An 18919-nucleotide genomic window follows, 5' to 3' on the forward strand; every position below is an offset into this window, starting at 1 on the left:
CCCAGGCGCGTTGCCCGGAACGCGGGGGGAGCTGATGACCGACCACGAAACACCCGAACCTCGTTCGGAGTTCGTCGAGTCGACCGCCACCCGCATCGTCCGGCGCGCGGCCAAATATGCCGAAGCGGACTACCGCATCGTGCACCGCCGCAATGGCACACCGGGCGAGCAGGCGCTGTTGGATTCGCTCAACGTCGATGTCGAAGCGGTGCTCGGCCGATACGACCCGCCGAGCACCCGGCGCCGCGGCGACAGCCTGGTGTTCACCCATCTTTACGCCGAGGCCAAGGACACCGTGCCGCCGAGTCCCGCCCTCGACGAGGACGGACACGCGGTGGTGAACGTCATCGCCGCCCTGCTCGCCGCCGAGGTCGAATCCCGTGGGCCGCTGCGGCTGAGCCGCACCCAGAACACCCTGCTTGCTCAGGTGTACGAGCAGCTCGGCGCGCAACTGCGCGAGCTGGGACTGCCCGCGCACGCGGTGCTCGCCTACCGTCGGGCGGCGTCGCTGCACCGGCTGAACGAAGACATGGATGCCGTCGACCGCTGCGGGCTGTGGCAGGCACGAGCCCGCTGCCAGGCCACCCCGCCCGGCTGGCGGCGCATCGGCCCGCAACTCTCGGACCTGTTGTGCGGCTACGGATACAAGCCGTTCCGGCTGCTCGGCTGGATCGCCGTGCAACTGGCGCTGTTCAGCGTTGCGCTGCTGCTGTTCGAGCACGGCTCGGTCGGCGACACGCTGTATATGAGCATGACCAGCTATTTGAATCCGATGGGGCTCGGTGACACCGCGGACCTGGCCGAGGGCGGGCGGGCGCTGCTCGCCACCGAATCGTGGGTCGGCACGGTGTCGCTCTCGGTGTTCTTCGCGTTGCTCGTCCGCCGCTGGTTCCGGCTATAGCTCTGCTGGACAAGGGTTTTCGGTCACCACTCGGTGGTGCTGACCCGCACGCCGCGAGCGAGGTGGTCCCACTGCGCCACCCGAAGCCGGTCGCGCACCTGACCCATCAGCGCGGTCCACTGCCGGGAGAAGCCAGGATCGGACTGCAGGTCCTTCCACAGCCCGCGCAGGTCGGCCGGGGTGTGCGCGCCCGGCATCCACAGGTGACCCAGGTGCTCGAGCACCGCGGCAAGGATCTCCAGCTGCTCCCTGCTGGACGCGGGGAACCGGTCGGCCTCCTCGATGGCCGCGTCGCCGACCGTCAGCAGCCAGTCGTGCACCGCGAGATCCTCGCAAAAACGTTGCGCGGCTTCGAGATCCTTCTCGGTGCGCACGATGATCCACGCGGAGCGCACCGATTCGTCGTCGAGCCGCAGCCGCAGCTTCGGGCCTGCCGCGCCACCGATCTTCGCTGCCCACCGCAGCCGGGTGGTGGCCGCCTGCAGCGGCGCCTGCTGATCGAGCTTCGGGTCCGCGCGCAGGCGGGCGAGCAGGCGCTCGCTGATCGAGGCCAGGTCGAGGGTGTCCGACGAGGGCTTGCCGTCGAGATAGCCGTCGGCGAGCGCGTCGCAGGCCTCGGTCCGATCGCCGATCTTGCTGATCACCTCCGTCACCCCGACCCGGCTGAGGTAGTGCGACCAGGTCTGGCGCCGTCGCTCGGCCGCCCGAATCACTTGGGTGCGTACCGAACTCTGCAGCACCCGGCCGCCGGTCACGACGGCCCGGCCCGCCACCGTGCCGACCACCCTGGCAGGCGCAGCGTCGGGCAGCACCAGTTCGCAGTCGACCCCGACCGGCGACGCGGGCGAAACGGCAAGCGTCCCAGGGCGTTGCCGCCACAACACGCGCCGACCGGGGATCAGCGCGAGCAGTTCGCTCGCTTCGGCTCGATGCAGGGTGGCGGACGCGGGTACCAAACAGGTACGCACCTCGCCTAGGGCGATCAGCGGAGTGGTGGACGGCCCCATCACTCAGGATCCGTCGAGCAATAGGTGATTCAGCCGCTCGGTGACCTTGCGCGACACCGTCACCGGCACCTCGTCGTAGGCGCCGAGGGTGATGATCTGATCGACCACATCGCCGTCGAGATCGATGTGGTCCAGGATCACCCGGACCGAATGCTCGATGCCGAGATAGCGTTTCGGCAGCATCGACAGCGTCTTGTAGGCGGCGAACGGAGTGGCGCGCGGATTCAGTTGCACCACAGCGGGTACCTCACGCCACCGGGTCGGCCAGCCGTCTCCGGCCTGCCACGACTGCGGAACCACCACGGACGCACCGTTGTGGCGCAGCATGCCGAGCCGGAGCAGATGCCAGACCGAGGCGAGGAACGCACACGACCACTTGGTGTAGGTCTCGCTGTGCCCGTTGACGATCTCGGTGCGCTTGCTCCACAGCTGCACGTCGAGAAAGATCGAATGCTCGCGCCTGCCGAACTCCTCCGGTGGCCGATACGGCTGCACCCGCATCGCCTGTGCCGGTTCGTCCAGCGAGGACCGCCGCCCGTTGCACAGCCACCCGGATTCGGCCGTCGGCGGCCTGCGACCGGTCGACGACGAAATCTCCGGCTCGGCAACGATTCTGGCGGCCACCATCTCGGCGAGCCGGATCGGCTCGTCCAGCGGCACCCCGTCGACGAACGGATCGGTTTCCCAGCAGCCCGATTCGCGCGCCAAATAGTCGATGCGCAAACCGGTTTCGTCCGCCGCGGTGAGCAGCTTGCCGAGGATCTCGCGCGGATCGGTGTCCGGCTGGAAGTAGTCGTCGATCAGGTAGCACGTGCTCACCCGCGCCCGCGGGCCGAATTGCACACGGGCAGAATCGATGAACGCCTCGACCAGCGGCACGATCCGGCGAAACTCCCGGACAACCTGATCCATGTCGTTGGCGATCTCGTTCATGTAGAAGTGCCCGACCTCGATCGACAGGTGCGACAGCGGCACCTGATCGATCCGGACCCGCTCGGTCTCCTCGCTGTACCCGACGTCCCTCACGGCGGTCAAAACCTCTCCCAGGTCGCGGCGTCCAGCAGGCGCCTGGCCAGCTCGGTATAGGCCGCAGTGGTGGCCGGATTGGCAATCTTCGCGTCCACGTCCATGTCCATGATCACCTGCTCACGCCATTGCAGGACCGGCTCCATCGGCGTCTCGCCGAGCAGGCTGCTCGCCCCGAGCTGGTTCGCCGAGGCCAGCCGCTTCAGCGCGGCGTTCTGCTCCATCAGCCAGGCGGCCTGCGCGGGCCTGCCGACGCCGCCGGGCGCGGCCGGCGTCGGGTTCGGCACCGCGGTGCGGACATAGCGGACCGATTCCAGCAACTCCAGCGGATCGTGCCCGCATTCCTTGCCCGCCTGCGTGAGCCCGTGCGGTCCGTGCACCAGCCCGCTTGCGGCCAGAATGTGCTGACGGGTCCAGCGATGGAAGATCAACCAGCGTGCGGTGAACGAGCGCAGCTGCGGCATCGCGGTGGCCTTCAACACCAGCTCCAACGCGACCGAGCGGCCCGCGCTCAGATCGACGAGCACCACCTTGAATTCCTGCTCCAGCGCGAGCAGCAGTTCGGCGCACCGGGTGACGACCGCGTTTTCGGCGGTCAAGAATTCGGCGCCGCCCTCGTCGCCCGGATACAGCGCGAGTTTGCCTGCGCGCGGACCCAATCGGCGTAATGCGGGTCGGTCCGACGCCGTCCGCACGTCGATCCTGGTGGCGACGCCGGTCTCGCCGAGCAGATACGAATGCAGCCCGTCCTGGTGTGCCGTGCCGCGTTCCACGGCACTGATCTCGAACAGCGCGCCCGCCGTCGGCGATCCGAAGTCGAAGTCGACGTAGGCGACGTTGCGGCCACTCACGCATAGTCGGTACGCGAGATTGCAGCTGGTCACCGAGCGTCCGGTGCCACCCTTGTCCGAGGTCGAGAACACCAACATCGGCTCACGACCTCATCGCGTCGCGGCGCGCATAGGCTAGCTCGTACAGCTGGAGCAGCGCCTGTTCGGCCAGGCTGAACGCGGTGGCGGGTTGCTCGTTCAGCAGCCTGCGCGCCTCGTCGAGCTGCTGTTCGATCCGCGAAAGCATGGCCTGGGAGACGTCGGGGTCGCCGACCTCCAGCATTTCCTGATTGAGCAGATGTTCTGCCTCACTGCGCATTTCGATGGCGCGGCTGATCATCGACGGCATCGCCAGCGGTGGCTCACGGAAGTTTCGATCGGCCGAGACCAGGCATTCGACGATGCGTTCGGTGAGGTACCAGGAGGCCTGCACCGCGCCGTCGCGCGGGCCGATGTCCTCGGTCGCCAGCAGGCCCGGCCACTGCGCGCTCGCCACCTGCTCCGCGTCGTCCCACAGCCCGGTCGCCGGGCCGTAGCCGATCTGCCGTCTGCTGAGGTGGTCCATGGTGAGCTCGGCCATCGACATCAAACGGTCCCGCATGGCGACGTCGCCGGAGAGCTGCCAGGCCTGCAGCGACCGCTTCAGCAGCATCGTCGCGAAGTCGGGCACCACCCAGACCAGCGGCGGACCGCCGCCGATGTCCGCGCTGCCCGGCATCGGCACCCGGACGCCGGGATAGTGCAGCACCGCAGCGGGGTCACCCGAGGTGAGCCTGCTGATGATCCGCCCACGCCTGGCCAGCTGATCGAAAACCGCTACCACCTGCGGTAATTCGTCGGTGGCTTGTCGATTCACGAAGTCCTGCAACACCATTGCCGAGACCGCGAGCGTGTAATAGTCGGACTCTTCGCCATCGGAGGTGCGCCACGGCAGATCCTCCAGCGGCCAGCGGCCTGGCCCGTACCGCGCGACGGTGGACCAGTACCGCTGGGTCAGGTCCCAGCGCAGTTCGAGCGCGTCCGCGAGTTGGCGCTGCTCGTCGTTCAGCAGGTCCATTTCCCTGGTGCGGCGGGAGGTGAGGTCGTTGATGCCGTCCAGCGCGACGATGGTGAAGTACAGGTCGGGCCGGGAGGCCGCGTAGCCGGGTTGGTCACCGATCTTGGACCGGACGAAGTCGATCGGCGAGGCCTTCTGGTCGATGCCCCAGCTCCAGCCGCATTCGAACAGCAGCAGCTCGTCCGCGAGGTCGATATCGGGGGTCTGGCCGAGCTTGACGTCGTTGGCCATCTGCACCCGGACCCGGTCCAGCCTGCGGGCGATGCCGTCGATCACCGTCTCGTCGGCGGCGCCGACCTGGTTGAGCATGCCGAGAATGGCCTGGCCTTGCGCGGACTTCGGGTTGGGGGTGTGCACAACGAAGCTGCGCACGAGGCCGGTCATCGCGGCGGTCAGCCGCACACTGACCTGCGGCGTCAGCACCCGGATCCGGGCGGAGAGGTCTTTGGCCTCGCGCCGCACCTCCTTGTCCATGAAGCGCTTGAAGATCCGCAGGAATCTCAGCGCCGCGATGCACAGGGTGAGCGACATGGAGTACGCGTCGACAACTTCCAGCTCGTACTGTTCGGCGCTCGGTTCCCGGCCGTCGGCGGAGCGCAGGTAGCTGCCCGCCGCGAAGATCGGTTCCCCCTCGGTGCTGGTGTGGCGGGAGAAGTAATCCTCGAGCACACCGACAAGGGCGCCGCCGATCCGCGTCGCCTCACCGAGCGGAGCAAGCACCGCGCGAATATCGTCGGCCATATCATCGGGCTGGTCTAGTGCAAATGCACCAATCTCGGTGGCCGGATACAGCAGGCACAGCAACTGTTCGGTGTCGCTGATCGAATTGGTGCCGTCGCGACCGCCCCAGTGCCAGGTCCCCTTGTCATAGCAAGCGGTGAGCACCGAGCGCCAGAGTTCTAGAAGCTGTTGTCGCGGTTGGATCCTCATCAGCCCCCCGTTCCTACTACGAACACCGATAAATACGAGTGTGCGCCCGTTCCACCCGTTTACCAAGGGGGGTTGGCCGAGAACATGATCGATGCGGCCCGCACGTACCTACCGGTCTTGACCTCGTAGAACGCGGCGGGCGGAGGAAGCAGGCCGATGACGGGCGCCATGGCGGCGCGGTGAGCAGACCCTTACGCCTTGCTAACATCTCGTCACATCGCTGAAACGCAAGCTCCATAGCGTATACAGGCATGTCGACACGGGCGAGCACCCTGGAAGAAGCCGCGGGAAAACCGCTCCGCGAGGTGGTGTACGCGGCGCTGCGCAGCGAGCTGATGAACGGCGATATCAAGTTCGGCGAGCGCCTCACCGAGCCGAAACTGTCGACGCGATTCGGCATATCGCGCACGCCGATTCGCGAGGCGCTGACGGTGCTCTGCTCGGACGGTCTGCTGCAGCGCGAGGACTATGGGTTCAGCCCGGTGCGCCCGAGCATTCCGCTGATCCGCGATCTGTACGAACTACGAATCACGGTGGAGCTCGGCGGAATACAGCGGGCGATGACCAACCCGGCGGTGACCCACGACCGCGCGTTACTCGAGCGCGAGCGCACCGCATGGCTGGCATTGCGCGACGACCCGCCGGTCCAAGAGCCGGGATTCGTGGTGCGCGACGAGGAATTCCACGTCACGCTGCTCACCGCGGCGGGCAACGCCGAAATGGTGCGCGCGCTGCAGGCGGTGAATTCCCGGATCCGGCACGTCCGAATGTACGACTTCATGGTCAACAACCGCATCGAAACCACCATTGCCGAACATCTCGGCATTCTGGAAGCCGTACTGGCCGACGATCTTTCATTGGCCTATCGGCTGCTGCACACCCACATCGGCGAATCGCTGGATGTGGTGCTCGAACGGGTCACCCGCGCCATCGCGGCGATGGCCGCCGAATAACACTCAACTGAATAGGGGCATGCACGTGAGGTTGGAATTCGATACTGTGCTCGTCGCCAATCGCGGCGAGATCGCGTGCCGAATCATGCGGTCGGCGCAGGCATTGGGCTTGAAAACGGTCGCCGTCTATTCCGACGCCGACACCGGAGCGGCGCACGTCGAAACCGCCGATGTCGCAGTGCGTCTCGGGCCGGGGCCGGCAGCGGAGTCCTATCTGCGCGCCGATCTGGTGATCGAGGCGGCGTTGGCCACCGGCGCAGGCGCCATCCATCCCGGATACGGATTCCTCTCGGAGAACGCCGAATTCGCCACCGCGGTCGGTGCGGCAGGAGTGCGGTTCGTCGGCCCGACCCCGGAACAGCTGCGCATCTTCGGCGACAAGCACACCGCGCGGGAGGCGGCACGGTCGGTCGGCGTTCCGCTCATTCCCGGCAGCGGCCTGCTCGAGTCGGCCGAGCATGCGGCGGCCGAGGCCGAGCGGATCGGCTATCCGGTGATGCTCAAGGCGGTCGGCGGCGGCGGTGGCATCGGCATGCAGGCCTGTCACGGTCCCGACCAGCTGCGGGCGGCCTTCCAGCGCGTTCAGCGGCTTGCCGCTACCAATTTCGCGTCGACCGGCGTCTTCCTGGAGCGTTTCGTCGCGCGGGCCAGGCATGTGGAAGTGCAACTGTTCGGCGACGGCAACGGCCGCGTGGTCAGCCTCGGCACCAGGGACTGTTCGCTGCAACGACGCAACCAGAAGGTCGTCGAGGAAGCGCCCGCACCTGGCCTCGGCGCCGCGCTGACCGATCAATTGCTTTCGGCTTCACGGGAACTCGCGCGGTCGGTGGATTACCGGTCGGCCGGGACGGTGGAATTCGTCTACGACACCGAGCACGGCACCGCGTCGTTCCTGGAGATGAATACCCGGCTGCAGGTGGAACATCCGGTGACCGAGACGGTCACGGGTGTCGATCTGGTCGCGTGGATGCTGCGGCTGGCCGGCGGTGACACGTCGATGGTCGACGAACAGCCGGAGAGCGGTCCGCCGATCACCGGCTGGGCGGTAGAGGCCAGGGTTTACGCCGAGGATCCTGGACACGACTACCGGCCGAGCGCCGGACTGATCACGGCAGCCACCTTCCCGGTCGAGACGCGCACCGGGGCCGACGTCGCCGCGCAGGCGCAGGCCGCCGGTATCCGCGTCGACACCTGGGTGGGCACCGGCACCGAGGTCAGCCCGTACTACGACCCGCTGCTCGCCAAGGTGATCGCGGTCGGCGACAGCCGCGCGGACGCCTTCGCCCGGCTCACCACGGCGCTGGCAGCCTCCCGGATCTACGGCGTGCAGACGAACCTGCCGCAGTTGCGCAAGGCGGCGCGGGACACTCGCGTGCTCGGGGCCGAGCACATCACCACCACCCTCGCCGACATCCGCCCGGTCGGCCATCGCCTCGATGTGCTGCGCGCTGGGACGATGACGACCGTTCAGGACTATCCGGGCCGAATCGGCCTGTGGCAGGTCGGCATTCCCCCGTCCGGGCCGATGGACGATCTGTCCTTCACCCTCGCCAACACGGCCGTCGGCAACCCGGTCGGCCTGCCCGCGCTGGAGTGCACGCTGCACGGCCCGCGCCTGCGCTTCTCCGAAACCACCGTGGTGTGCGTGACCGGCGCCCCGACACCGGTCACGGTCGACGATCAGCCGGTGGCCATGTGGCAACCGATCACCGTTGCCGCCGGGGCGGTGCTGGACATCGGCACGCCGGTCGACGCGGGCCTGCGCACCTATCTCGCGGTCCGTGGCGGCCTCGACGCCCCGCAGTATCACGGCAGCGCAGCCACTTTCGCCCTCGGTGGCTTCGGCGGCGTCACCGGCAAGGCCGTGCGGGCGGGCGACGTGCTCGGCATCGCGCCGACCGCGCCCGACGTGCTCGGCGCACCCGCCGAGGTGCCGCCGCGGGATCGGCCGGACTTCACCCACGACTGGCAGCTGGCGGTCGGCGAGGGTCCGCAGACCTCCCCCGCCTACTTCACCGACGCCGATATGACCCAGTTCTATACGCACCCTTGGCGAGTCGGCAGTCACGCCAACCGCACCGGCATCCGGCTCGAGGGCCCCGCACCGACCTGGTCGCGCACCGACGGCGGCGACGCCGGGTTGCATCCGTCGAACCTGCACGACAACCCTTACAGCGTCGGCGCTTTGAACGTTTCCGGTGATACCCCGATCCTGCTCGGCCCGGACGGACCGAGCCTCGGCGGCTTCGCCTGCCCGCTGACCGTGGTCTCGGCGCATCGCTGGAAGCTCGGTCAGCTGCGTCCGGGCGATACGCTGCGCTTCGTCCCGGTCACCGACGACGACGCGGTCGCGCTGCGTGCATCGAACACCGCCCGCGCCACCGCCATCGTCTCGAATCCGCGTGCGGCGCTGCGTGATCACGGCATCCTCGGCGCGATCGATGGTGCGTCCGATCGACCGCGAGTCGCCTACCTGCGCGGCGGCGACGACAACATCCTGGTCGAATACGGCGAGATGGTGCTCGATCTCGGCTTGCGCATGCGGGTGCACGCGCTCGCCGAGGCGTTGGCAGGCACCGGCCTGCCCGGCATTCTCGACGTCACGCCCGGCGTCCGCTCGCTGCACATCCACTTCGATCCCGCTGTGCTGCCGCAGTTCCGGCTGCTCGGCACGCTGCGCGAGCTCGAACTCGCGTTGCCGGCGACCACCGATCTGGTGGTGCCGAGCCGCACCATCCGGCTGCCGCTGTCCTTCGACGACCCGTCCATCGCCGAGGCCATCGACCGCTATCGCAGCGGGGTGCGCGACACCGCGCCATGGCTGCCGTCGAACACCGAATTCATCCGCCGGATCAACGGACTCGACAGCGTCGACGACGTGCGCGCGACCGTGTTCGACGCCGAGTACCTCGTGCTCGGCCTCGGCGACGTGTATCTCGGTGCGCCGCTGGCGGTTCCGCTCGACCCGAGGCACCGCCTGGTGACCACCAAATACAACCCGGCGCGGACCTGGACGCCCTCGGACGCGGTCGGCATCGGCGGCAAGTACCTGTGCGTGTACGGCATGGCCTCCCCCGGCGGATACCAGCTGATCGGGCGGACCGTGCCGATCTGGTCGAGCTACCGCCAGTCCGCGCCGTTCGAACGCGGCACGCCATGGCTGTTCCGGTTCTTCGACCGCATCGTCTGGGAACCGGTGAGCGCCGAACAGCTGCTCGAGCACCGCGCCGCCGCGGCGGCGGGCCGGTTCGATGCGGAGGTCAGCGACGGCACCTTCGCGCTGGCCGACCACCTGCGACTGCTCAGCGACGAGGCCGAGTCGATCGCCGCATTCGAGGCCAAGCAGGCCACCGCGTTCGAGGCGGAGAAGGCCGCGTGGCGCGCGGCAGGCGAATTCGACCGTCCGGTCGCGGCCGCACCGGTGGTCGCGCAGGCCGACGATCCGCTCGCAGGCATGCCTGCGGGCGCGACGGTGGTCACGGCGCCGATGATCGGCAATGTCTGGCGCGTCGAAGTCGAGGCAGGACAACATATCCCGGCAGGCGCGCCGATCGCGGTGCTGGAGGCGATGAAACTCGAACTGCCGGTGCACAGCCCGGGAACCGGCACCGTATTGAAGGTCATGGCCACGCCGGGTGCGAAAGTAGCACCGGGTACCCCACTAGCAGTGATCGGAGTCGACTGAATGGGCGCAGGCGAGCCGTCCCTATCCACCCCACCGGCTGCTGTCCCCCCAGGAGACGGCGCACCACCCACCGAGCGAGTTGCCGCGGCATATCGGCGGATCGCGGCGGTGGACCGGCCGGAAGTGTGGATCACGCTGCGGCCGGAGCACGAGGTCGCCGCCGAGGCGGCGGCCGTCGAACGGCGCCTTGCCGACGGTGCGGCCCTTGCGCTGGCCGGCGTGCTGGTGGCGGTGAAGGACAACATCGACGTCGCCGGGTTGCCGACGACCGCGGCGTGCCCCGAATTCGCCTACACCGCAACGACGACCGCGGCGGCGATCGAACGATTGGTCGCGGCGGGCGCGCTCGTGCTCGGCAAGACCAACCTCGACCAGTTCGCCACCGGCTTGGTCGGCACCCGTAGCCCGTACGGGGCGGTGCGCAACGCGCATGATCCGGCGTTGATCTCCGGCGGCTCCAGTTCGGGTTCGGCGGTAGCCGTCGCGCTCGGTCTGGTCGATATCGGAATCGGCACCGACACAGCGGGTTCCGGCCGGGTGCCCGCGGCCTTGCACGGCATTGTCGGCATCAAGGCCTCGTTGGGGATCATTCCGGTGCACGGTGTCGTGCCTGCCTGCGCCGACTACGACGCGGTGACCGTCTTCGCCGCCGACCTCGACCGCGCGGTGGCGGCGGCCGCGGTGATGGCCGGGCCCGAACCACGCGATCCGCGCAGCCGCACCTGGCCCGCGGATGTCCGGCTGGCGGCACCCGCTGCACCGCGCATCGCGATCCCTCGCGCGGCGGACCTCGTCGCACTGAGCGAGCCCTACCGCGACGCGTTCACCAGAACTGTTGCTGCCATGGCGGATTCCGGCGCCAAGCTCGAGGAAGTCGACATCTCCGGCCTACTCGAGGCCGCGTTGTTGCTCTACGACGGCGCAATCGTCGCCGAGCGCTACGCCGCCGTCGGCGCCTTTCTTGCCACCAGACCCGCGGGCGCCGACCCCACGGTTGCGGCCATCATCGAATCGGCCGGTGCCACTTCGGGTCCCGGCTTCGCCGACGACCTGAACACTCTGGCGCTGGCCCGCGCGGCCGCCGCAACACTGCTCGACGGTTTCGACGCACTGCTGTTGCCCACCACCACCGAACACCCGAGCATCGCTGCGGTACAAGCGGATCCGATCACCATCAATCGCAGGCTCGGCACCTACACCAACTTCTGCAACCTGCTCGACATGGCGGCGATCGCGATTCCCGGCGAACCCACCGCCGCAGGCGCACCGTTCGGGGTCATGCTGGTGACGCCCGCCTGCGCCGACCAGGTCGCCGTCGACCTCGCGGCACGCCTGCTCGACAGCGACACGTCGCCGCTGCTGGTGCGCCGCGGTGTCGAACTCGCCGTGTTCGGCGCCCATCTGCGCGGCCAGCCGCTGCACTGGCAACTCGAGCAGATCGGCGCGCGCTTCGCCGGGGAAATCCACACCACCGACGCCTATCGCCTGACCGCACTGGACACCACGCCCGCGAAACCCGGCCTGGTCCGCCACGGCGACGGCCTCGGCGCACCGATCCTCGGCGAGCTGTTCCTGGTCGCCGAGGCCGGGCTCGGCGGATTCCTCGCCGCACTCCCGGCTCCGATGGCACTGACCAGCATCGAACTGTCCGACGGCCGTTCGGTGATCGGCTTCGCCTGCACGTATGACGCCGCGGTCACCGCCACCGACATCACGTCGTACGGCGGCTGGCAGGCCTACCTCGCGCGTCAATGACACGGCGCGAGCGCGGTGAGCGCGGTGGCCAGGTCGGACCCGGTGGGCAGCTCGCCCGCCGGGTCGCTGAGCCAGTGCAGCGAAAGCCCGTTCAACAGGACGAAGTAGAGCTGGGCGACGGCGCGCACCTGCTCTACTGACAATTCGGGGTGCACCTCGCCGAGGACGACGGCGATGTCACCGACTGCCTGCTCGTTCATCCCGGTCAGATATTCGCGGTCGGCCCGCACGCGGCGCAGCCGAATCATGTTCTCCGCGCTGGCAATCATGCCCTCCTTGTGTCGCGCGAAGATCTCACCTATGGCCGACCAGGTTTCCGCGAACGCATCGGGCAGCGAACGCCCGGCGCCTACGCGGCGCATCAGCGCTTCCAGGTCGTTTCCGATGCCGTCGCCGATCGCCTGGGTCAGCGCCTCGGTGACGAGCTGATCCTTCGAACCGAAGTGATATCCGATCGCGGCCAGGCTGACCCCGGCCGTGCTCGCGATGTGGCGCGCCGTCGTCCCGGCGAATCCGCGCTGGTAGATGCAGGTGCGGGCGGCGGCGAGCAGGTCTTCTCTGTTTCCCATGCCACCACTGTACGTCCGTCTTACACATTTGTACTAGACAAATGTGCAAGGCGTGCTGTAGACATATGTCTAAGACATTCGAGCTAAACAAGGGAACACACCATGAGCACCAACCGCGCCACCTCCCAGCCCCGCATCCTCATCTCCGGCGGCGGCATCGGCGGCAACGCCGTTGCGCTGCAACTGCTGCGGGCAGGCATCCGCGCCACCGTCGTCGAGCGCGCCGCAGCGCCGCGCCCCGGCGGCCAGGCCGTCGACCTGCGCGGCCCGAGCGTCGAGGTCGCGGAGCGGATGGGCCTGATGCCCGGCATCCACAAGCGTCAGCTCGACGAGCGCGGCATGAAGTTCGTGGACGCGGCGGGCCGTGATGTGGTGCGGATGCCGTCCGAGATGTTCGACGGCAAGGGTCAGATCGCCGAAATCGAGATCACCCGTGGCGATCTCAACCAGGTGCTGCTCGACCTGCTCGCCGAGGAGGGCGGGGTCGACTACCGCTACGGCGAGTGGATCACCGCCATCGAACAGGACGACACCGGCGTCGAGGTGACCTTCGAGTCCGGCTCGACCGAACGTTTCGACATCGTGATCGGCGCGGACGGCCTGCATTCGGCAACCAGGCGCCTCGCCTTCGGCCCGGAGGAGCAGTTCGCCACCTATCTCGGCGGGTACATGTCCTTCTTCACACTGCCGACGCCTGCGGCGCTGGAACCGCACTGGTTCACCATGCATTCGGTGGTCGGCGCCACCAACATCGGACTGCGCCCCGATGCGGACCCCGCGACCGCCAAGGCGCTGGTCACCATTCGCACCGAGGCCGATCCGGCGCTGCGTCGCAATGTCGCGGCCCAGCAAACCCTGATCAGGGAGCGGCTGGCCAACGCGGGCTGGGAGGCGGGCCGCATCCTCGACGCGATGGGCGAGTCCACCGACTTCTACTTCGACGAGCTGGCCCGGATCGACATGCCGACCTGGGTGCAAGGCCGAGTCACGCTGCTCGGCGACGCCGGCTACTGCGGCTCACCGCTCACCGGCCAGGGCACCGCGATGGCACTGATCGGCGCCTATGTGCTTGCCGGTGAGATCGCCTCGTCCACAAGCGATCCCGCGCATGCGCTGGCCCGCTACGAGGAGGTGCTTCGCCCGTTCATCGCCAAAGCGCAGGAGCTGCCGCCGGGCGGCCTGAAGGCCATGACGCCCCAGTCCGCCTTCGGCATCCGCGTGGGCCAGACGCTCAGCAAGCTGATGACCGCGAAGGTGATGAAGCCGCTGATGATGAAGATGATGACCAAGACCGAGTTCTACGAGCTGCCCAACTACTCGGTGCAGACCACCGCCGAATAATCCAGCAGCCGACAACGACCGGATCCGACAGGGTCCGGTCGTCGTCTGTGCGGGTCAGACTGTGTCGCAACCCCTTCGACGACTATTCGATCGCCGTGCCACGGTCGAGGAGGAAGGGCAGCACGAAATTCCGGAGCATGGCGCGCTCCTCGTCCTCACCGTTGCCGGGCAGGGTCAGCAGCGAGACCATCGCCCGGACAACCCACTGGCCGAGGCGTTGCGCGGCGGGCGCGGGGAGATCCGGCCGGAAGCCGGAGACGAAGCCGGTCGCGAGCGTGTCCACGACATCGGAAGAATTCGACAGTTGGGCAACGATTCCCGCATTGCCCGGCGCGAACCAGACGGCCAGGTGCGGCGTCTTACGCACCTCGACGAGCAACGCGGTGAGCCCGTCGAGCAACCGCTCGCCCGGATCGGCGGCGGTGTGCAGCGCCGGATCACCCCACACACGCTCGACCACCTTGCGCGCCTCGCGCCCGGCGAACGCGACATACAGCGCCTGCCGATTGTCGAAGTAGCGATAGAGCGTCGCCCTGGAACAGCCTGCGGCCTCGGCGACTTCAGCCATGCCGACCCCGCTCACCCCCTTGTCGAGGAACAGGGCGCGGACCGCGTCGAGGATCCGCTCGGTCGCCAGCTCCGCCCGGCTGTCGGCCAGCCAGTCCCCGGTCATGCCGCGCACCGGAACGGGAGGGTGGTCGGCCGCCGGACGTAAGGGCCCGTGGCGTATTCGACCGCGTCGATGTCCACCACATAGTTCGGGAACCGATCGAGCAGTTCCTCCAGCGCCACTCTGGCCTGCATCCTGGCCGCCGCCGCGCCGAGACAATGGTGCGGTCCGTGCCCAAAAGTCAGGATGCGCTGCGGATTTCGCTCGATGTCGAGCTCGGCCGCGTCGGCGCCGAAGGCGCGTTCGTCCCGATTGGCCGAGCCGAACACCAGCAACACCTTCTTGCCCATGGGAATCGGCGTGCCGACCAGCTCCACCGGCCGGGTGACGGTGCGGGCCAGGCACTGCACCGGCGCGGTCAGCCGCGCGAATTCCTCGATCGCGGTGCGGATCCGGCTCGTGTCCTCGGCCAGCGCGGCCCGCTGCTCCGGATGTTGTTGCAGCAGTTGCACGGCCCCGCCGAGCAGGCCGGTGGTGGTGTCGTTGCCGCCCGCGACCATCGTCCAGGTGTAGGCCAGAATCTGCACAAGCCCACGCACATCCGCGTCGTCGGCGCCGAGGCCCGCCTGCACCAGCAGCGAGACCGTATCCTCCCCCGGCTCAGTTCTGCGCCGCTTGATGAGCTCGGCGAAGTACCCCATCATCGCCATCGAGGCGGGCGCGGCCTCGGTCGACGCGCGGTCGATGCTGCCCGCGACCACCGCGTCGGTCCAGCCGTCGAACCGCTGCCGATCCGCCTCGGGCACGCCGAGGTAGTAGGCGACGACCATGCTCGGCAGCGGCTTGAACAGCTGCGCGACGATGTCGCCGCCGCCGTCCTCGGCGATCCGGTCGAGCCTGGCGCGCACGAACCGGCGCACCATCGGCTCGACCTCGGTGACCTGACGCGGCGTGAATCCGCGCGCGACGAGCTTGCGAAAGTCGGTGTCCTGCGGTGGATCCTGCATGACCAGCGGCGGATTGTCGGCGAGGCCGAGCTGGTCCAGTTCGCCGTATTCGACGGTCAACCCGTCGCGCGAGGAATAGGTGTCGCTGTCCCGCGCCGCCGCGTACACCTGCTCGTGCCTGGTGAGGACCCAGTAGTCGCGCTCGGGACGGCCGCGCGGCACCACATGATGCACCGGATCCTGTTCGCGCAGTGCGGTATACATCGGCCAAGGCGATACCCAGGTCGCGCCGGAGCGGAGCTCGAAGGCGGGCGCGGGATGAGACGCATCGATCACCATGTAGTGACGGTAAGACAAATCAACAATTCTGTCTAGAACACGTTCTCATTCACCCTCCGCCCGGACCGATTACCCTCCGAAACCGGTCCGGCCGCCCCTACCGAGCCCGGGATCGCCGCGGCGCACCCCGCGGTTACCTTCGGCAGTGGCAACACGATGTTCGTTGCCGGTCAGCCCCCGGAAGAGCCAGCGAAACGTGGGTCCGGTGTCCCGAGTTGCCTGCCGAGCCGGTCACCCCTCGTGGACCGGCCCGGCAAGCACTCTCTCCCCGAGGCCCGACCTGTCAACCCCTCGAAGACAGGTCGCGCCTCGTTCCCCACCCCCGGTGGTGGCTTGCCCACCGAGGTCCGGTGCGTCCGGCGTGCTCGGTGTTGACACAAACAATGCCGTTCGCTGCTTAGCGCGCCCTTAAGAACACCTTGTAGGGTTAAAACCGCAGGTCAGACACTGTTGATCAGCACCGATACGCCGAGCGTGTAGCGCTGGGGCCCGGATAGCGGATGATTAAGGCAAGTGCGCCAAGGAAAGTGGGAGCGACGATGGAAACCGTGGTGGTCTGGATGCTCGCCTGCGTGCTCTATTGGTGGGGTCTGCTGTAGTCGGTCGACGAAACCCTGGTCGGCACCGACCAGGCCTACTACATCCAGTCGTAGATTTTCGTTGCCTCCACGCCAATAGAATTGCGGCACATACGAAGCGGGTGCGCATCCCATGGATGCGCACCCGCTCGGTGTCGAAATGTGTTGTCGCTCAGCCCTGCGACGGCGGCGGCGTCGAACCGCCTGCGCTTGCGGCCAGGACGCCCTCCTCGACCCGCTTGCCGAGATCGGGGTCGACGTTCTTCCAGTACTCGAAGACCCGGCTGAGCACCGGCTCCCGCACGCCGCCGAGCACGTGGCCAACGATGTTGCGCACCAAGCGTTCTCGCTGTGCGTCATCGAGCACCTCGCGCACCAAGGTGCCCGCCTGAGTGAAGTCGCCGTCTTCCGCGTGCTCGACATAGCCTGCCCGCACCATCGTCGGGTCGAACTCCCACAGGCCACCGTCGGGAGCCAGCGACGGGTCGGCATGTGGGCCGCCGAAGGAGTTCGGCGCATACACCGGCACGCTCGCGTCGTTGTAGGAGTACCGCATCGCGCCCTCCTTGGAGTAGGAGTTCACCGCCGCGGCCCTCGGCAGGTTCGGCGGCAGCTGCGCGTAGTTGGTGCCGATCCGGTAGCGGTGCGCGTCCGCGTACGCGAACACCCGGCCGAGCAGCATCTTGTCCGGCGAAAAGCCGATGCCGGGAACGACATTCGACGGTTCGAAGGCGGCCTGCTCGATGTCGACGAAGTAGTTGCCTGGGTTGCGGTTGAGCGTCCACTTGCCGACCTCGATCAGCGGGTAGTCCCGGTGCGACCACACTTTCGTCAGGTCGAACGGGTTGAACCGGTAGCCCTCGGCCTCGGCGACCGGCATCACCTGCACGTGCAGTGTCCAGCTCGGGAACTCGCCGCGCTCGATCGCCTCCCACAGGTCCTGGCGGTGGTAGTCGGCGTTCTCGCCCGCGATCCGGTCGGCCTCGGCCTGGGTCAGGTACTCGCTGCCCTGGTCGGTCTTGAAGTGGTACTTCACCCAGAAGCGTTCGCCGTCGGCGTTGACCCACTGATAGGTGTGTGAGCCATAGCCGTTCATGTGCCGGTAGGTCTTCGGGATGCCGCGGTCACCCATCAGCCAGGTCACCTGGTGTGCGGTCTCCGGCCGCAGGGTCCAGAAGTCCCACTGCATCGTATGGTCGCGAAGCCCGTTGCCCGGCAAGCGTTTCTGTGAACGAATGAAGTCGGGAAACTTGATCGGATCCTTGATGAAGAAGACCGGGGTGTTGTTGCCGACGAGGTCGTAGTTGCCGTCCTCGGTGTAGAACTTCACCGCGAAACCCCTTGGGTCACGCCAAGTATCGGGGCTGCCCTGCTCGCCCGCCACCGTCGAGAACCGCACCAGCGACTCGGTCCGCGCGCCCGGCTGGAACAGCTTGGCCTTGGTGTAGCGGCTGACATCGTTGGTCACGACCAGTTCGCCATAGGCGCCCGCGCCCTTGGCATGCACGATCCGCTCCGGCACCCGTTCCCTGTTGAACTGCGCCAGCTTCTCGATGAGGTAGTGATCGTGCAGCAGGATCGGACCCTGCGCACCGGCGGTGAGTGATTCGTTGTCGCTTTCGACCGGCGTTCCGGTGTTCGTCGTTGTCGGCTTGGTCATCTCGAAGACTCCTCGGCTCATCGCGCACTTCCCCGGGTGGGCTGACCCGGGCTGTCAGGAAGGCTGCCGCCTCAACTGCGGCAGGCTGGGCACAAACCCCAGAACACGACCTCTGCTTCGTCGATCGCGAACCCGTGGTCGTCGCCGGGCTCGAGACAGGGGGCTGCGCCGACGACACAGTCGATGTCGACGACCGTGCCGCAGGCGCGGCACACCAGGTGATGATGGTTGTCCCCGGCTCGGGTCTCGTACCGCGCGGCCGAACCGGCAGGCTCGATGCGCCGCAGCAGCCCCGCGTGCACGCAAGCCCGCAGTACGTCGTAGACGGCCTGCGTCGATACCGAGCCGAGGTTTTCCCGAACGGCGGCGGCCACCCGATCCGCATCGGCGTGCGGGGTGGCCGCCACCGCGTCCAACACCGCGATCCGCGGGGCGGTGACCCGCAGACCGGCTGCGCGCAATTGCGCCCGCGCATCGGTGTGGTTGGTGTGCATACCGACGATCCTCCTCCTTTTCTGGAATTAGTCAAGAAAAGGTCGGAGCGCGCGTCCGCCCAGCTCAGCGGCGTGGATGCGGCGCGGCCACCACGATCAACTCCGGGAAATTGTGAGGGAGAACACATCGAAGGCCCAGTTGCCGTGCCGCGGAATACTTCCGGACGGGTCGTCGTTGATGATCACTGTCGGCGTCCGGACAGCCCCGGGCCTCACCCCTTTGTCGCTACGAGCGAC

The 18919-nt window shown here is 67.9% G+C and carries 14 protein-coding genes; 5 read left to right on the forward strand and 9 right to left on the reverse strand.

Annotated features, from left to right (window positions below):
• Positions 1–34 precede the first annotated feature (34 nt).
• Complete coding sequence (locus ACGFNJ_RS38260) at positions 35–901, forward strand: hypothetical protein (protein WP_393460170.1); 867 nt, start codon at positions 35–37, stop codon at positions 899–901.
• A gap of 23 nt (positions 902–924) precedes the next feature.
• Here ACGFNJ_RS38260 and ACGFNJ_RS38265 read toward each other — a convergent pair whose 3' ends face one another.
• From ACGFNJ_RS38265 to ACGFNJ_RS38280, 4 genes are read right to left on the reverse strand one after another with little or no spacing between them, the layout of a single operon-like run.
• On the reverse strand, positions 925–1908 hold the full coding sequence (locus ACGFNJ_RS38265) for an SCO2521 family protein (RefSeq protein ID WP_393460173.1): 984 nt from the start codon (positions 1906–1908) through the stop codon (positions 925–927).
• Positions 1909–1911: 3 nt separating this feature from the next.
• A complete protein-coding gene (locus ACGFNJ_RS38270) occupies positions 1912–2934 on the reverse strand; it encodes an SCO2522 family protein (RefSeq protein ID WP_393460176.1) in 1023 nt (340 codons plus the stop codon).
• 5 nt (positions 2935–2939) lie between these two features.
• On the reverse strand, positions 2940–3863 hold the full coding sequence (locus tag ACGFNJ_RS38275) for an SCO2523 family variant P-loop protein (RefSeq protein WP_393460179.1): 924 nt from the start codon (positions 3861–3863) through the stop codon (positions 2940–2942).
• A gap of 4 nt (positions 3864–3867) precedes the next feature.
• Positions 3868–5751: an SCO2524 family protein gene (locus ACGFNJ_RS38280; RefSeq protein ID WP_393460182.1), complete on the reverse strand. Its 1884-nt coding sequence runs from the start codon at positions 5749–5751 to the stop codon at positions 3868–3870.
• Positions 5752–6002: 251 nt separating this feature from the next.
• Between ACGFNJ_RS38280 and ACGFNJ_RS38285 the strand changes: the two genes are divergently transcribed.
• The 3 genes from ACGFNJ_RS38285 to atzF are packed head-to-tail and all read left to right on the forward strand — an operon-like array spanning position 6003 to position 12144.
• Positions 6003–6704 carry a GntR family transcriptional regulator gene (locus tag ACGFNJ_RS38285; RefSeq protein WP_393460185.1) on the forward strand — a complete coding sequence of 234 codons (702 nt, stop codon included), beginning with the start codon at positions 6003–6005 and terminating at the stop codon, positions 6702–6704.
• 19 nt (positions 6705–6723) lie between these two features.
• Positions 6724–10389 carry an urea carboxylase gene (gene uca / locus ACGFNJ_RS38290; RefSeq protein WP_393460188.1) on the forward strand — a complete coding sequence of 1222 codons (3666 nt, stop codon included), beginning with the start codon at positions 6724–6726 and terminating at the stop codon, positions 10387–10389.
• Complete coding sequence (atzF, locus tag ACGFNJ_RS38295) at positions 10390–12144, forward strand: allophanate hydrolase (RefSeq protein ID WP_393460191.1); 1755 nt, start codon at positions 10390–10392, stop codon at positions 12142–12144.
• On the opposite strand, the gene ACGFNJ_RS38300 is transcribed toward atzF, so the two are convergent.
• Complete coding sequence (locus ACGFNJ_RS38300) at positions 12138–12713, reverse strand: TetR/AcrR family transcriptional regulator (RefSeq protein WP_393460194.1); 576 nt, start codon at positions 12711–12713, stop codon at positions 12138–12140. The genes atzF and ACGFNJ_RS38300 overlap by 7 nt on opposite strands.
• A gap of 102 nt (positions 12714–12815) precedes the next feature.
• On the opposite strand from ACGFNJ_RS38300, the gene ACGFNJ_RS38305 reads away from it, so the two are divergent.
• Positions 12816–14054 carry an FAD-dependent monooxygenase gene (locus ACGFNJ_RS38305; RefSeq protein WP_393460197.1) on the forward strand — a complete coding sequence of 413 codons (1239 nt, stop codon included), beginning with the start codon at positions 12816–12818 and terminating at the stop codon, positions 14052–14054.
• 82 nt (positions 14055–14136) lie between these two features.
• On the opposite strand, the gene ACGFNJ_RS38310 is transcribed toward ACGFNJ_RS38305, so the two are convergent.
• The 4 genes from ACGFNJ_RS38310 to ACGFNJ_RS38325 form a co-directional block, all read right to left on the reverse strand.
• Positions 14137–14727: a TetR/AcrR family transcriptional regulator gene (locus ACGFNJ_RS38310; RefSeq protein WP_393460200.1), complete on the reverse strand. Its 591-nt coding sequence runs from the start codon at positions 14725–14727 to the stop codon at positions 14137–14139.
• Positions 14724–15950: a cytochrome P450 gene (locus ACGFNJ_RS38315; RefSeq protein WP_393460203.1), complete on the reverse strand. Its 1227-nt coding sequence runs from the start codon at positions 15948–15950 to the stop codon at positions 14724–14726. The genes ACGFNJ_RS38310 and ACGFNJ_RS38315 overlap by 4 nt, the downstream gene beginning before the upstream one ends.
• 750 nt (positions 15951–16700) lie before the next feature.
• Positions 16701–18188, reverse strand: coding sequence for a catalase (locus tag ACGFNJ_RS38320; RefSeq protein ID WP_393460206.1), 1488 nt, complete (start codon positions 18186–18188; stop codon positions 16701–16703).
• 71 nt (positions 18189–18259) lie between these two features.
• Positions 18260–18682, reverse strand: coding sequence for a Fur family transcriptional regulator (locus tag ACGFNJ_RS38325; RefSeq protein WP_393460209.1), 423 nt, complete (start codon positions 18680–18682; stop codon positions 18260–18262).
• Positions 18683–18919 lie beyond the last annotated feature (237 nt).

The sequence above is a fragment of the Nocardia sp. NPDC049149 genome (assembly GCF_043197455.1).
Taxonomy (GTDB): domain Bacteria; phylum Actinomycetota; class Actinomycetes; order Mycobacteriales; family Mycobacteriaceae; genus Nocardia.